The 14,695-nt window shown below is 46.7% G+C and carries 11 protein-coding genes; all 11 read right to left on the bottom strand.

What is annotated here, in order from left to right; genetic code table 11:
• Nucleotides 1-16 precede the first annotated feature (16 nt).
• A complete protein-coding gene (locus tag IPL17_RS22475) occupies nt 17-1,480 on the bottom strand; it encodes a diguanylate cyclase (protein ID WP_345309327.1) in 1,464 nt (487 codons plus the stop codon).
• A gap of 59 nt (nt 1,481-1,539) precedes the next feature.
• Nucleotides 1,540-1,929: an SRPBCC domain-containing protein gene (locus IPL17_RS22470; protein ID WP_345309326.1), complete on the bottom strand. Its 390-nt coding sequence runs from the start codon at nt 1,927-1,929 to the stop codon at nt 1,540-1,542.
• A gap of 7 nt (nt 1,930-1,936) precedes the next feature.
• Complete coding sequence (locus tag IPL17_RS22465; protein ID WP_345309325.1) at nt 1,937-2,863, bottom strand: pseudouridine-5'-phosphate glycosidase; 927 nt, start codon at nt 2,861-2,863, stop codon at nt 1,937-1,939.
• Complete coding sequence (locus IPL17_RS22460; protein ID WP_345309324.1) at nt 2,860-4,455, bottom strand: hypothetical protein; 1,596 nt, start codon at nt 4,453-4,455, stop codon at nt 2,860-2,862. Before IPL17_RS22460 ends, IPL17_RS22465 begins: the two co-directional genes overlap by 4 nt.
• Nucleotides 4,456-4,458: 3 nt before the next feature.
• The gene (locus IPL17_RS22455) at nt 4,459-5,901 is read right to left on the bottom strand and encodes a hypothetical protein (protein WP_345309323.1); all 1,443 of its coding nucleotides are present in this window, start codon (nt 5,899-5,901) and stop codon (nt 4,459-4,461) included.
• A gap of 78 nt (nt 5,902-5,979) precedes the next feature.
• Entirely contained in the window at nt 5,980-6,753 is a 774-nt protein-coding gene (locus tag IPL17_RS22450; RefSeq protein WP_345309322.1) for a hypothetical protein, read from the bottom strand.
• Nucleotides 6,754-6,783: 30 nt separating this feature from the next.
• Nucleotides 6,784-7,065 (bottom strand): hypothetical protein, encoded by a 282-nt coding sequence (locus IPL17_RS22445; protein WP_345309321.1) that lies wholly within the window; start codon nt 7,063-7,065, stop codon nt 6,784-6,786.
• A gap of 600 nt (nt 7,066-7,665) precedes the next feature.
• Nucleotides 7,666-8,937: a tetratricopeptide repeat protein gene (locus IPL17_RS22440; protein WP_345309320.1), complete on the bottom strand. Its 1,272-nt coding sequence runs from the start codon at nt 8,935-8,937 to the stop codon at nt 7,666-7,668.
• Nucleotides 8,938-9,045: 108 nt separating this feature from the next.
• Nucleotides 9,046-10,647: a tetratricopeptide repeat protein gene (locus IPL17_RS22435; RefSeq protein ID WP_345309319.1), complete on the bottom strand. Its 1,602-nt coding sequence runs from the start codon at nt 10,645-10,647 to the stop codon at nt 9,046-9,048.
• A gap of 31 nt (nt 10,648-10,678) precedes the next feature.
• Nucleotides 10,679-13,378, bottom strand: a complete 2,700-nt coding sequence (locus IPL17_RS22430) for a tetratricopeptide repeat protein (protein ID WP_345309318.1) — start codon at nt 13,376-13,378, stop codon at nt 10,679-10,681.
• Nucleotides 13,375-14,631 (bottom strand): hypothetical protein, encoded by a 1,257-nt coding sequence (locus tag IPL17_RS22425; protein ID WP_345309317.1) that lies wholly within the window; start codon nt 14,629-14,631, stop codon nt 13,375-13,377. The genes IPL17_RS22430 and IPL17_RS22425 overlap by 4 nt, the downstream gene beginning before the upstream one ends.
• Between the last annotated feature and the right edge of the window lie 64 nt (nt 14,632-14,695).

Here is a 14,695-nt window from a genome sequence, read left to right as displayed (position 1 = left end):
GACCTTTACACCGAAGCTACTTGCTTCCGTTCAATTTGCGGGCAGCTTTATCAGCATACATACGCTGATCGGCGATCTTGAATGTTTCGAAAATATCCTGGGTCTGTGCAGTTGCAGCGCCGATGGATAAGTGAATAGGCATGTTTGGATTCATAAGATTGTGGTTCATCAGCCGTTCCTTGATGCGGGTAGTGATCTCTTCAGCCGTAGCCAGTTCTGTCGAGGGCAACAAAGCGGAGAATTCGTCCCCCCCGATCCTTGCCAGCACATCTCCTGCCCTGAATACTGATTTGAGCAGATCAGCAGTTTCCCGCAGCAACTCATCGCCCGCAGCGTGGCCGAGGGTGTCATTGGTTATTTTTAACTTATCCACATCAACCATAACGATACTGACTGGGAATTCGCGGCTTCTTTCAAGACGCATCAGCTGCTCTTCAAAAAATGAGCGGTTGTAGATACCCGTCAAAGAGTCATGTGTTCCCTGATAGCGAAGCAGGTCTTCAGCATGTTTGCGGTCTGTCAGATCCATGTGAGTACCGAGCAGACGCAGCGCGCGGCCTTGAGTGTTCCGTTCAACGCACTTTCCCCGTCCCAGGATCCAGCGCCATTCGCCGGACTTGGTCTTCATTCGATATTCAACTTCAAATTGTTCTGTTATGCCTTCGATACAATCCATGTTCACGCGCAGGGTATGTTCACGGTCGCCTGGGTGGATCAGTTCCAGCCAGGCTTCGCTGTTCATGGGAAACTCACCAACCTCGTACCCAAGCATGCGGTAATAACCCGGACTGAAGTAGCTGTCGTTTGATTCAACGATCCAATCCCACAACCCGTCCTGGGTCGCGTCCATGATCAGACTGAAACGATTGTTGCTTTTTTGCAGCGCCTCTTCTGCCTTCTGGCGTTGAACGATCTCCTGCCGCGCCTGATCGAGATTGTTGCGCATATTCTCGGCGAGCAGATCCACAGCGATGCCTGCCACGATCAGAAGCGCAGACACCATACTCAGCACGACCCAGTGTGAGTTTTCGAAATCCAGAGACGCAGGGGTGAACCATCCCAGCGCATCCCCGACAGCAAGCCAGCAGACCGCGATCAGGGAAAATCCAACACTGATCCTGAAATACTTGCGGTCAAGCGTCAGACCTGAAAAAATAAAAATAATGGGAAAAGCGATCAATGCCAGATCATTAATACCCTGTCCGACAGTGGCGATCACAGTCACCGTGCAAATCGCATTCAGGACAACCGTCAAACTGCCGGCGCGTAAATATCCATGCCTGACCAGGGTGAATGGAATCAATTGCAAAGCACCGCCGACCAATGTCACGCTGATCAACTTCCAATCACTCGAGACAAGGGATGTAAGAATAACCGCGACGTAGGTAACCAGCGATGTGTAAATAAGCGTGTTGACAATACCTGCCGCACGCCGATCTTCTTGATGTACATAGCCAGCTTGAGGAGACCAATCCTTCATATTTATCCCAGAAATTAGGGGTTGGATGTGTGAATTTGATTTACTCTGGGTTATAACTTCTACCCAAAATAAACCTTCATGGGTTTGAAGTAGAAATCTTCCCAGCCTGTTTTATAACTTTCCGCCTGTCCTTCGGGGATGTTCCAATGCTTGAGAGTCAGTTTGGTTTTGCCGTGTTCTTCTTCCAATAAAATTTCCACCAACGAGTCTTCCGCTTCGGAGGGAAACTCCGCGGTGCGCCATGCTTGCAAAATGCGGCGGTTTGGTTCCAACTCTAAAAACATACCCTGAATATACCCGTCCCATGCAGCGAAATCGCCATCCACTGTCCCATCCACCTTCGCGGGACTGCCTGTAATGGCGCTATGTCCTTCAGTGGAAAGCCATGCTTCATAAATTGTTTCTGCTTTTGCGTGAACTGTAACTGTCAGGGTGAACTCGTTTTTCATGTCGCCTCTAAATTGCTTTGACCTTGATTGGGATGGTCATCTCAGCCGCGATCCGCGCTGCGAGACGCGCATTGTTCAACAATAATGCCAGATTCGTGCGCAGAGATTTCCCCTCTGTCAATTCACTGATTCGTCCCAATAAGAACGGAGTAAGTTTTTGTCCGTGGATTCCCTGCTCGATCGCTTCTTCCGACGCTTGTAGGATCATCGGTTCCATTTCGACCTGTGAGATGGCTTCTGTTTCAGGGACAGGATTCGTCACGAGGACGGCGCTCCGCATCCCGAGATCCCAATGTGCCCGCGCGAAGTCCGCGATCTCTTTGGGCGAATCCAACCGCACGCTGACGTTCAGTCCGCTCTCGCGGGAATAGAACGCGGGGAATTCATCCGTTTGGTAGCCGACGACAGGCACGCCCATCGTTTCAAGATATTCCAGTGTTGCCGGCAGGTCCAAAATCGCTTTCGCGCCAGCGCAGACAACGATCATGGGAATCTCAGCCAGCGCGCGCAGGTCGGTGGAAATATCAAAAGATGATTCCTTGTGCACGCCGCCGATCCCGCCTGTGGCGAAGACTTTGATACCCGCCAGTTGCGCCGCAAACATTGTCCCTGCGACTGTGGTGCCGCCATTTTTCTTTTTGAGGATGGCTGTCGCGAAGTCGCGGTGACTCACTTTCAGCACAGAGTCTGACTCAGAAAGCCGTACCAATTCCTCATCTGAGAGACCGATGCGAATTTCTCCGTCTAACAGCGCAACCGTCGCGGGGGTCGCATCGTTATCGCGGACTTGTTGTTCCATGTCGCGCGCCAGTTCAAGATTTTGCGGCTGCGGCAGCCCATGTGTAATGACGGTGGATTCAAGTGCTACAACGGGCGTGCCAAAATTGAGCGCCCGCGCGATCTCAGGAGTGAGTGTGATGTTGGGATTTTTCATGAGGGTTTTAGGTAGTGGGGTGTGAGGTGGGAAATATTTATTAATGCCTTTTCGATTCTGGCAAGTTCTTCTTGTTTTTCTTCCATCGGTCTATTGTCGTTCTCGATCTTTATTTTTCCCGCGATTAATTCCTTGCGGAAGGCCCTTAGTATTTCCTGCGCAATGACGGTCGCGTCTTTTTTAACCTCTGCCTGTTGGATATTTCGTTTTCTGGATTCAGGATCGAATGAAACTGATGATTCCTGTGTATTATCCGATTCCCTGGTGGACGTCCCCTTATTAGTGGGGATACGTGAGGTGTTGGCTTTTTCATAATTTGTGATGACGACATCTTTTATCAGATTCATGACCTCTACATTTTCATAACGCTTTCCTGAGTGTTCCACTGAGGCGCGTTTCTTGGCGTTTTCACGTGAAAGAGCCCAGGCTTCCTTGTGTTTATCAAGGATTAAAGTATTCGGAAGCTGCCAATTGCCAATGTCGATCCATTCGATGGAAACGCCAAGTTTGGCGGCTTTTTCTCTAAAGGTTTTGTTGAAGAATTGAGCGGTGATTTTGGATCGTGATTCGAATTTTGGCGCGGGGGATTCTCTTCTCGCGCCAGGGATGGTCTGCTGGCCTGTCATCTCCACGCGCATTTGAGCGATGGTCTGGTCGTTGAAAGACGCGTTGTCCACTTCCTTCTGGCTGATGCTTGCGAGGATCTCGCTTAGTGTGCGTGATTTGATCAAATCTTCCAGCTCGGAAATGATGAGGGGGACAATGGTTGTATCCCACGGGAAGGTGATTCCGGATGGGGTGGCGGGGCTGGGTGTGATGATCGTCTGGTGATAAACAAGCAGCTGAACTGCACTTTCGTCAAACAAGTATGCGTCCCCCTGAACTTTGTCATCCTTAGTTTGTGGCCTGCGGAGCAGGCTAAACATTACTTTTATGCCGTTTGCTTCCAGAGGTATGCCGTCTTTGGTGCGCGACTTGACCGCAAGACCGCTGACGAACTGGTCACGCAGGTTTATGATCGCGTATTCGCGCTTGCCGAGTTCGTCAAATTTGCCGATCTCGCGGATGCGCTCGAACCTGCCAAGTTTCCACGGTTCATTTCGCGGATAAATGACCTTTGGTTCCCCGTTAACTTTTTCCAACACAGCAACGCTATCCAGGTTGACCTGGATCTCACCCGGCCCTCCGATCAAAATGAGGGATGATTTTTCATCATCTTCGGAGATCTTGCCCTCCTTGATCGTGATCCTTTGATGCCCGTAACCAAATGTTACTTCTTCGAGAAAGTCGGAGGCGAGTTCTTCGTTGTGAAATTCATAAACATCGTCGAGATAACGCCCCGCTAATTTTTTAGAAAGAGCGTAAACCACAACCAACAGAGGAATGTACTTGACCAGACTCATGCCAATGATGATCGCTTTATGCATTCGTTCCGGTACGCTGAAGATCGTGAGCACCATGGTCAAACCACTTAAAACAAGCCAGATCGCCATAACAACAACACCGCGCCAACGATTCCTGATTGCTACACTTTCATCTGTCAAGCCGAAGATCAGGGACGCAAAATTGTTTCGGGGGTTATTATTTTTCATGGTTTATCCCACGCTCTGCGAATCATCAAATGTGCCATCAGGGTCAATCCCTAGGGAGTTGTTGTTCAGGGGATTGTTATCCAACAGCCATTTCCAAATCTCGTCCAGTTTCCTTAATTCCGTCTCATAGTTTTTATTGGCGTTGGTTTCGCTCAGCATGAATTCCTTGAGCGGCAGAATCAACAATTGTAATGTCTTGAATGGGTTTTCCTGCGGCAGGGTCGGTTTACCGCTAAACTGTCTGGATGCGATCCGTGCAAAATTTTTGCTGGCCTCTTCCAGTGATGCAGTTTCAATCAGCGATTCTTTTTCTTTAAGATACTTTTCTTCTTTTTTGGCGATTGTCAACCACTCCGCACTCCATTGCTCGATGGTTTGTTTTTCGATATCCGGATCGAAGAGCACATTATGAATGCGCACGTCCACGATCTCGAGTCCGCGTGATTGCAGTTGTTTGAATTCGAGGCTTTCCAGCCATTCCCCTGTTCTTCCGCCCGTATCATCAAGCACTTCCACACTGCTTTGCCTGACCCGTTTGTTGATCATTTTTTCAATGGTTTGCAATCCGCTGGTATCACCAGGCGCGAACAGCTCTCCGAGTTTAAATTTACGAATGTATTCGCGCCAAACATTCACGACCAAATGTGCGGGAAGGCGGTTCCAATCCATGCGGTTTTTTTTATTCTCGGACGCTCCCAATTCGATCACTTCACGCGTGATGGCATTGCGGACGGAATCTGGATCGTATCCGTATTGCGAGATTACCCCGCCTTCGGTCGGATTTTTTTCTTTTGGTCGCTTGATGCTGAATTTGATGCTGATAGTGGGGGAGACTTCAAATCCATCGCGCGTCAATCCGCTGGTTTGATGGCGGCGGCTTTGCATTTCGTTGTAATCTTTGGGGCTGGTCGGCACAGGATTTAAGAAAGGCTGGTCGGCAGTTTGCGGACCGATAAACAGCCACTGTGAGCGAAGATCCACGCTTCCGGCGATATATTCATTCCCGCCTGTGAATTTGACCCCCGGACCGACAGTGTCTTTGATCTCGGTATCCGTGCGCAATACCGCTGCGCTGGCAGTATCCACCACGATCACGCCTGCGCCACGTTTGCTTTCCTCACCCTTATGCATGATGACGCGTCCGTTCTTTATAAAGAGAGCGGGACCGCGCATGCCCGTTTCAAAATTCTTTACACGTGAATAGATTTCATCCCTGTAATTTTCATTTTGAATTGGCAGTACGAATTGGGCAAAAAAGTAAACCAATCGGTCAAGCAGTATATACGCCGCAGCCAGATCTACAAGGATTAATGCGGCATAGACGTAAATGTTATATGGGATATGCGCGGCTCGCACGATCACATACCAGACCGCGTTTGTCGCTAATATCACGCCGATCGGGTGCTTTAGAAACCTGACTAGTCTGCCGAAGATTTTTCTTATCATCCTAGGTTGATTCTAAAGCAGAATCGATTAATTCGGTAAACTGAAATTAAATTTGGTGGTCTCGTAGGGACGGAAGGTTTACCCTCTTTTTGCAATGCTCATTTGGATTGGCAAACCCATACTATTTATCCAAATAACGAATGGATTTATTTTCATTCTCATGATTGTCCGTCTTTGCGGGTACATCGGACTTGTTAATAATAAATAAATCGTTTTTTGTCTCAAGGAATAGGCGCGGGAGATATCCAGAGGGGGGACAGTCTTACGGTCATTAAAGCTTCTTGTCCAATAAATTACTCCAAATATGAATGCTCCCATCAAAAAATACCCAAATATCGACCCTAATACAAGCAAACGAATACCAGCGTAAAATGTTGCAAATAGAGCAATTGCCTGCCAGACATAGTACGGAATATTGTACTTAAAAATCTTCCTTGAACTTTTTCTCTTTTCGCGTTCGATCTGACGGGCGGGATAATCAAATTCATCGATTAATTCGAATATGATTCTGTCGGCTTCAAGAGATTCGTGTGCTTGATCAAAACAAAGCGTCCGTTTGGGATTTCCTTCATTGGAGGTTAATTTGCGCTCGCTTAATCCTTGAATTAGATAATTTTTGTAAGCGCAAATATCCTCTTTATCCTTGTCGCTTAATTCTGTGGTTTTTGTTATTCGCTCCATGAGCCAGTCCAGATCGTTCCTGTACTGGTAGATCTTCAAGTAGGCTTTCCACGCCATAACGTTTTTAGGATCGGCGCGCACAACAGCATCCAGCACCATTTCAGCGTTTTGAAGCTGACCCGAATCGATCAGTTGATAACCTCGTTTAAGTAGATGGGCGGAAATTGGCATTGCTTTAGCTCCGAAGTTGGTAGATGGGGATTACAAACTGCTCATTTTTTCATCCACACGTTGGAGGATGAAACGTTGTGTGGCCTGTAAATAATCCTCGTCCCGTACGCGTGTTTCCCAGACTCTGGCAATATAATTCTTCAAGCCTTCCAGGTCTCGCCTTGTTGTGCAGATGTGTATATAAGCATCCCAGGCTTCCACATTTTGCGGGTCTGCGTATAGGATCTTATCAAGTACAGATTGAGCTTCTGCGTATCGTTTTTTTCCAATATAAGAATATGTTTGATCCAGTAGTTCCCAAATCTTTGCCATGGTGCCTCTCCTTGCTAAATAATTATGCTGCTATCATATCTGGCAAGCTCATGAGGCGCTACCCGAACAACTTGGTGATTGATATGCTCATTTTTGCCCATATGCAGTGTCGCATTTTGTCATCTGTACGGCTTTTTTAACCGTCTATTTCAGGATAAAAATAATTGAATTTTTTAGTCGTCAGCGATTGGCTAAACATTTTTTAGTCACAGAGTTAAGGAGTCACCGAGAAAAAATAGTAAACAACGTGTCTAAACGGCGTATCACCTGTGAGTAGTGGTAAAAGGATTTTTTCGATCCTTACCAGAAGAATACAAAAATAGTTGAAGTTGTAGAGGTTCTTCTTTATGACAATATACATGTTACAAGGTGGTATTGCTCTGTATCTCAAGAACACAGCGACCTTTTAATAAAACTTCATATCTGGAATACGAGGGATTGGTTTTTGAAAAATCCTTGCAAAATCCGTGTTATGCAATATCTACATTAAATCAAGACCCCTTTCCGTATATGCTGCCGAAAAGGGGAGGTGATGCACTATAGTTTTTCCATACATGCGACTCTGAGCAGGATCATATCCTGGCCAGTCGCAGATGCGCCTTAAACGCTTGTCGCGTATGCAGTGATAAGGGATTTAAAGCGCTCATCGTCGTGCAATGAATCAAGATCAGGATCGTTTCGAACCCAATTGATATAAGTCTGCTTGGTTTGAATTGCAATTTGCAATAATTCGATTGCGCGGTCGGTATTTCCACAAATAGCCTCGAGACAAGCCCGGTTATATTCGTTTTCATTCGCAAGGTTGGTGCTCAAGGCTTGTTTTATGTGAATCTGAGCCTGTTCATCCATTCCCATTTTCCGATAGTGGCTGCCAAGTGAAGCATGAGCCAGCGTATGTTTCGGGTTTAATTCCAATACTTTTTGAAAGGCAAGGACGGCTTCCGCCTCTCTTCTTTCAGCGGCATAGATTAATCCCAGCCGGTAGTAGTAAGAGGGCTTTGTGGAATTGTTGGCGATAGCATTTTTTATGGCTTGAATGGCGTCCTTATACATGCCGGCAGATTTATATGCGTCACCTAATCTTTCCCATGCGGTTACATTTCGAGGATTGTTGATCGTTTCGGCTCTGTATTTGGCAATATCCAACTCGATATTTTTCAACTCTTCGGGTGATAGTTCCGGCAAAAGAGGCCCACCCCGATTGCTTGGCCCAATTTCATCTTCGATCATATCTTCAGGTGCAGACTTAATGAATTTCTGAGATTGACTATCTGTAACTGTTTCTTCACTTTGAGAGGATTCGTCCTCTCTGACCGCCAGGTTTTCAGGCAAGCTTGCATCCGCTATATCATTAAACTCCCAGCTTCCTTGTTCATTGGCTGGAGTTTTAATGACCGCTTGCTTAGACTCCATTTCTTGTCTTATTTTTTCAATGTCAAGCGGAACAAGATCATCGTCAAGCCATTGAGCGGCGGTCCGTGCTTTGGCGGGGTGGAGTGGCGCGGGGGCTTCGCTCGACAGTGTGCTCATCTCCACTTTCTGAGACGGATGGTTCTCATCTAGGAGCCTATTAAGATCAAGCGACGGCATCGATACAGTAAGTGGAAATTTGATATCAAGTTCCACTCCGTTTCTTGGTTCGTCTAGCTGCGGATCGAGAACATCTGCCTGTTGATACGCTTCCATTGCGTTTTTATACTCTCTGATGTGACGATACAGGATCCCAAGCCTATTCCAGGTGATGGCTTTCTCTTTTGCGTCTGGCAGCAATTCAATACTGCGGCGGTACAGTTTGATTGCATCCGAATATTTGCCTGTGTAAACGAATGCCAGTGCCAGATTGCTGTATGACCTGCCAAATTTATTGTTCAATTGAATCGACCGTAAATAAGCATGGATTGCGGGCTCATATGCGCCGTTCATTAAATACAAGTTGCCAAGTTCGTTCCAGGTTTCATGATTGCTCATTGAATACCTCGCTCAGGAAACATGGTTGGATTTTTGTTCTGCATGTAAATTGCCCAACAGGCCAAAGCTTGAGCGCAAAGACTGCTTGGCGTTTTCAGGATCAAGCTCGTCTGCTGTTTGATAGGCGGCAATCGCGTTGCTGTAATCGTTCATACGACGGTATACATTGCCAAGTCGGTTCCATGTCAAAGCTTTCTCTCTATCCAATGTAAACAGTTCAATGCTGCGTTGATATAACAAAATCGCTTCAGCCAGAAAGCCTTTTTGGACGTACGCCAAGGCCAGGTTGCTGTAGGGCCATGCAAATTGCCTTTCCAATTCGATGGCCTTGCTGTAAGCGGCGATCGCTTCGTCATAAGAACCGGATTTAAAGTACACATTGCCCAATTCATTCCAGACCTGCGCGCTTTTTGTCTCCATCTCAAGTAATTCTTCGCTGCTCTTACTTAACTTGGTTTGCGATGTCTGATGTTGAACTTCCTCTACATGATCAGATAAAATATTTACGGGTTCAACAACATCCTTTAAATATTCTTCATATGCCATCTCGCCAGTTTGATTTTTTGATGCGTCATTGGCGGAATATTTCATGTTGACGGTTTCCGCTGAAAAGTTTACTTCCTGTGCCTTGATATCCGCGTCACTCTGACCGTTGAACTGATCTGCCAATACCTCAGCTTTGACCTTGTCTGCGTCATTCGATGTCGCTCTGATTTCGGGTTCATTTTTATTAATGACCAGCCATTCAGGTATGCGTGAGTTTTTTGGCTCATCCGCAGGGGAAGCTAGTTGATTTTTATGATCTTCAGAAAGCCAGTTCGGAAGCATCTCTTCCACTTTGACCTCGACCGTGGCTGGTACTTCTATTGCCTCGCTTTCTTGTGCCAGAATTTCGATTTCGTTTGCATCCTCTTGAATAGGGGAGGCGGTTACCGATAAAACAACCTCGGTGGTAGGTTTATTATCTTGAGACAGGATGGTTTCGAGGGATGTAAGCGGGTCCTCGTTATCATCCTTTCCTCTTGCTTGTTGTGTATCCGCTGCCGTTATTTTTTCTTCTGATGTCTTTATGGACGAGTCTTGTGAGCGATCGTTTGTGCCTGCTTTGCCGCTATCTAGGAGGTCCGCTTCTTGAAAAGATAAAAAGGCTTTTTCGTAATCATTCAGTTTGCGATAAGCCTCGCCTAAACGATTCAACGAAGTTACTTTTTCCTTGGTCTCATTAAGCAGTTCAATACCGGCCAGATAAAGTGGGATGGCATCTTCGTATTTCCCTTGCAGCGATAAGGTATACGCGAGGCTGCTAAGCGGCTGACCAGCATGAGGGGCGAGGTCGATAGCTTTTTGGTAGGCAATGCGCGCTTCTTCGTATGCGCCAGCCCTGGAATGGACATCTCCCAGGTCGATCCAATTCTGAACATTGTCTGGATCGATTTGTGTCGCATGCTTGTATGCCTGCGCAATATCTTCATTACGGTTCCCTGGATCCATGAGATTCCCTAAACCAAGCCACGGCTTGATGAAGCGGTCATTAAACTCCGCATTCTTTTTCTGGTAACTTATGATCGCCTCGGAAATATTTCCGATATCTTTCCAGAATTCATGTTCTGACATGTTTGCCTCCAGTAATAATTGGCTTGTTTAATTAATTTGAATAACAATTGCCCAGCAGGCTGAAGCGGGTGCGTGTGAGCAAGGATGCTTTTTCTTCTGATAATTTGATCGCGTTTTGATAAGCCTTTTTGGCATTGTCGTATTCATTCATTCTGCGATACACATTTCCAAGACGATTCCATGAAACCGCTTTATCTTTGTTATTTTTGAAGAGTTCTATGCTCTTAAGGTAAACCGGGATCGCCTCTCGATGTTTGCCTTGGAATACAAGTGATATGGCAAGGTTGCTATGTGCCCAACCTGAAGTTTCGTCAATTTTGACTGACTTCGTGTAGGCTTTTACCGCTTCGTTGTAGGATTGGGCTTTGAAAAACAGGTTCCCGAGTTCAAACCAGACCTGTGCGTTTTGCGAATTGGTTTCAGAGTAGGCAAAGTCCGCTTTATCGCGCCTGCCCGCATTCTGAGGATCTATTTCATCAGCATTTTGATAGGCATTCAAGGCGTTCTCATACTTATTCAATTGACGGTAGATGTTGCCCAGGCTGTTCCACGAGGCGGCTTTTTCTTCATTTGTCTTGAGCAGACAAATACTTTTTTGGTAGAGAAGAATGGCTTCCGCGTATTTTCCCAGTGTCAGATAGGTGAGGGCTAAGTTGCTGTACGGCCAGCCAAAAGAACGATCGAGTTCGATGGCCTTGTTGTAGGCGATGGCGGCGTCTTTATACGATCCGTTTTGATAGTGGATATTTCCCTTTTCATTCCAAACTACGGCATTTTTAGATTCCGTCATTTCCTCTTCATTATCAAATAAGGTTGTTTGGGGCTGTTTTTTTAGTGTTTCTGGTGCAGGTTTGGTTTTAAGAATAGGGTGTGAAAAAAAAGTTGACATGAGTGGCTCCTCTTTTGATTGATTGTTAGCGGGCAGGTTTTCTGAATTGGCGGTAAACAGGGTTGTATTTTGGTACGCTGTTTCAGGGTCAAATGTCCATTCGTCAAAATCTTGTTCTTCCTGCCGGGTTTTTAGGATAGGTTTTACTTCTTGAATTGTTGCCGATATTTTTGTTTTTGCAATAAGAGAGTCTTCAGAAGGAATATCGGTTTTTCTGGTAGACGCAGGCTTGGGTGAGTCTGGCGTGGAATTCGGTTGGACGATTACGTTGCGGTCTTTTAATTTGTCTGCTGTTTGATAAGCCTGCACTGCCAGGTCATAATCGTTTATGGCGCGATAGAAACCAGCCAGACGGTCCCAGGCAACAGCCTTGTCGCAATCTTCTGTAAAGACGGATAAACTTTTTTTGCACAGATTGATCGCCTCTGAGTGTTTCCCTTGATTGCCATAGGCCAATGCCAGATTGCAATAGGCCCAGCCGAACCCGTTGTCCAATTCACTTGCTTTCGAGAAAGATTGGGCGGCTTCTTCAAAAGCGTTGACTTTAAGGAATGTTAATCCGAGGTCGTTCCAGACCCGATGATCATTTGGATTTATATTCAAAGCTCGTTGAAACATTTTGATCGCATCTTTACTGCGCTCCTGCCTGCGGTATATATCTGCCAATCCCAGCCATGAAGCGGCGAATCGTTTGTTAAGTTCGATGGCTTTTTGGTAGGCGGCAGCGGCGTCGGTATCGCGTCCGGCGCGTATATAAGTATCCCCAAGTCCATTCCATGGGCGGGCCAATGTTGGTGCGTATTGAATGGCGATCTGGTAGGCTGCGATGGATTCTTCCAAATAGCCGATTGTGTAATACACTGCACCAAGGCCGGTCCATGCGACCGGGTCTTTATCGTTATTTTTTAGCGCTTTTTGAAAAGCCAGCATGGCTTCATCGTTTCGGTTGATCTTCAAACACAAATTGCCGAGGTTGTTCCAGACGAATATGTGCTCGGGTGCGATCGCGATCGCCTGTTTGTAAGCGGCAATTGCCTCGTCGTTCTGTCCAAGACCGAAATAGACCAGGGCGATGGCATTGAAACATTCAGCTTCAAAAAAATTGTCTTCCAATTTGGCGGCCGTTTGAATTGCCTGCTGTAAATTCACTTTTGCTTTTTCGTAATCGCCTTTACGCCAATGGAGTATGCCTAGTGTCAGCAGAAGATTTGCCCGCGTGGAGGTTGATTCATCATTCTTTGGCAGGCCGCTGAGGAAGGTTTCGCGCACGTTGATCTTGTCTTCCGTATTTTCAAACTGCTCCGAGTAATCCCCGATGCCTTGCCAGACCGATTCAATGGTTGTTTGCAGCATTTGATCTGCTTTTGGTTCGTCTGGAAGTTCAATCATGCGCTGGCGGTATTCCCAGAAATCCGGGGCGGTACGCAGTAATTCAGTGATCATGTTTTGTGTGAGCCAGAAGATGATCCGTATTTTTCTTTCGCTTAAAATATCTTGATGATTGCCAAGTTTAATAAAAATATTTGTTTGTTCGCCGGGTTGCTGATTGAGTCCATTGACGAAGAAGACATGTCCGCTTGCGGGATAGTTCTGAAGAATTGAGATGAGTTTGGAATCTGGCAAACCATCCATTTGGATATGGATGATCTTTTGCCCTTGTTGGATCAAAAAATTCTCAAGGGCGGTTTCAGCGTTAGCGCGAACATATTCTGAGTTGCAAATTGCTAGAAGCGCGGCCGGTCGGTCCCACTTGACGGCAAGCTCAAACTCGTTGAAAAGTAGATCAACGCGCTCATCAAATATGTTCAATTCCGCTTGCTGAACCATGCCAGGGGCGGTCATAGCATTTTCCTCAAGACCGGATGGACATCACACCAGTTTTCCTCATCACGGTACTCAAGCAGGGCGAGCACTTGAAGCAGCGCCCTGAGGCGGTCGCTATATTCAAGCCTTTTACTATCGTGCACGATTTTCAGGAGTTTTAAGTCATCCTTATCCAGGATGCGTCGATACTCGTTGCGGATTTCGTTCGCTGCCCATTCAACATCGTCCACTTCGATCTGGGTGATTTTTCGCCGTCTGGCGCGCCCGATCGCTGTGCGAATAATACGGGCCTGTTCCCGGAAAACACCGCCGCTATAGGTGATTGCCTGGTTCAACGCTGCCGGCTGGATCAACTTGGCGTCCATGCGGACTGTCACGAATTTTTCCAGGATACGATACCCTTCTTGAAGATGCTGCATTGAATCATTTGCTGTGCGCAGATTAATGTTCGGCAGGAAGAGGGCTTGATCGCGAATGGCATCGAATTCCTTGCTGTAAAAGAGTGCGCTTGATACGGTGTATACGATGGCGCAGTTGGGTTGTAGCATGATCTCACGGTGGTCGTGGAAAATGGCGCGGGCTCGGTCAAGGTCGGGCTTGTCCATGTCATCGATCAGGATTAAAGGAATGCGGTGTTCCTGTTTGTAGATGGCCGCAGCGATGTGATTAATGATCGCGATTAAACCGGTTATATCCTTCTCAACGATCTGCCTTAACTCGATGCGGGTGGCCGGCTCTAGTTTCATTTTCAACCCGGCATTCACAAAGAATGCCGCAATGGACGCGCCGATTTCATAATCTGAGACGCGTCCTTTCAGGATGGTTGATATTTGCTGTTCCACTTTTCCCTGCCAGCCATTTAATTCTTTGAGAAGCTGATCAGGGAGTTCGCCGCCTTGTTTTCTGTACTCAAGAAAAAGGCGGCTGCCAATGGCAAGCAGGACATCACGGAAATCAAGGTCGATGATGTCGGTCTCTTCACGGATGCTAAAGTTGATCGGCCAATATTTTTTTTGAATGTCGCTGTTGCTTAACAGATGAAGCAGTTCGGTGGATTTTCCGCAGCCGCGATGACCGGAAAAGAAGAACTTCGGAGGGCGGTAAAAAGGCGCGAGCAGAGCGTCGATCAATTCGTTGATGGGGTTGCCAGGGCGGTTGATATAGAAGGGATTGGCCTTTCCGCCAGGCGCGGGCTTGAGAGGTAGATCCAGCTCAAAATTTAGCCAGGCTCTGTCAAACTCTGTCGCTTTTAGATATTCAAAATTGCTCATTGATCCTCTGTTCAGATGTTGAAAGTATTATATAAATCTAGATGTTGATTCAATAGCCGAAAAC

This window comes from Candidatus Villigracilis saccharophilus (genome assembly GCF_016711665.1).
Note: the sequence above shows the minus strand (reverse complement) of the source record. Positions and strands in the feature narration are given on the sequence as shown.

What these genes read in the sequence shown, in the direction of transcription:
- IPL17_RS22475 (WP_345309327.1), bottom strand. Translation starts at nt 1,480, where the DNA reads ATGAAGGATTGGTCTCCTCAAGCTGGCTATGTACATCAAGAAGATCGG.
- IPL17_RS22470 (WP_345309326.1), bottom strand. Translation starts at nt 1,929, where the DNA reads ATGAAAAACGAGTTCACCCTGACAGTTACAGTTCACGCAAAAGCAGAA.
- IPL17_RS22465 (WP_345309325.1), bottom strand. Translation starts at nt 2,863, where the DNA reads ATGAAAAATCCCAACATCACACTCACTCCTGAGATCGCGCGGGCGCTC.
- IPL17_RS22460 (WP_345309324.1), bottom strand. Translation starts at nt 4,455, where the DNA reads ATGAAAAATAATAACCCCCGAAACAATTTTGCGTCCCTGATCTTCGGC.
- IPL17_RS22455 (WP_345309323.1), bottom strand. Translation starts at nt 5,901, where the DNA reads ATGATAAGAAAAATCTTCGGCAGACTAGTCAGGTTTCTAAAGCACCCG.
- IPL17_RS22450 (WP_345309322.1), bottom strand. Translation starts at nt 6,753, where the DNA reads ATGCCAATTTCCGCCCATCTACTTAAACGAGGTTATCAACTGATCGAT.
- IPL17_RS22445 (WP_345309321.1), bottom strand. Translation starts at nt 7,065, where the DNA reads ATGGCAAAGATTTGGGAACTACTGGATCAAACATATTCTTATATTGGA.
- IPL17_RS22435 (WP_345309319.1), bottom strand. Translation starts at nt 10,647, where the DNA reads ATGTCAGAACATGAATTCTGGAAAGATATCGGAAATATTTCCGAGGCG.
- IPL17_RS22430 (WP_345309318.1), bottom strand. Translation starts at nt 13,378, where the DNA reads ATGACCGCCCCTGGCATGGTTCAGCAAGCGGAATTGAACATATTTGAT.
- IPL17_RS22425 (WP_345309317.1), bottom strand. Translation starts at nt 14,631, where the DNA reads ATGAGCAATTTTGAATATCTAAAAGCGACAGAGTTTGACAGAGCCTGG.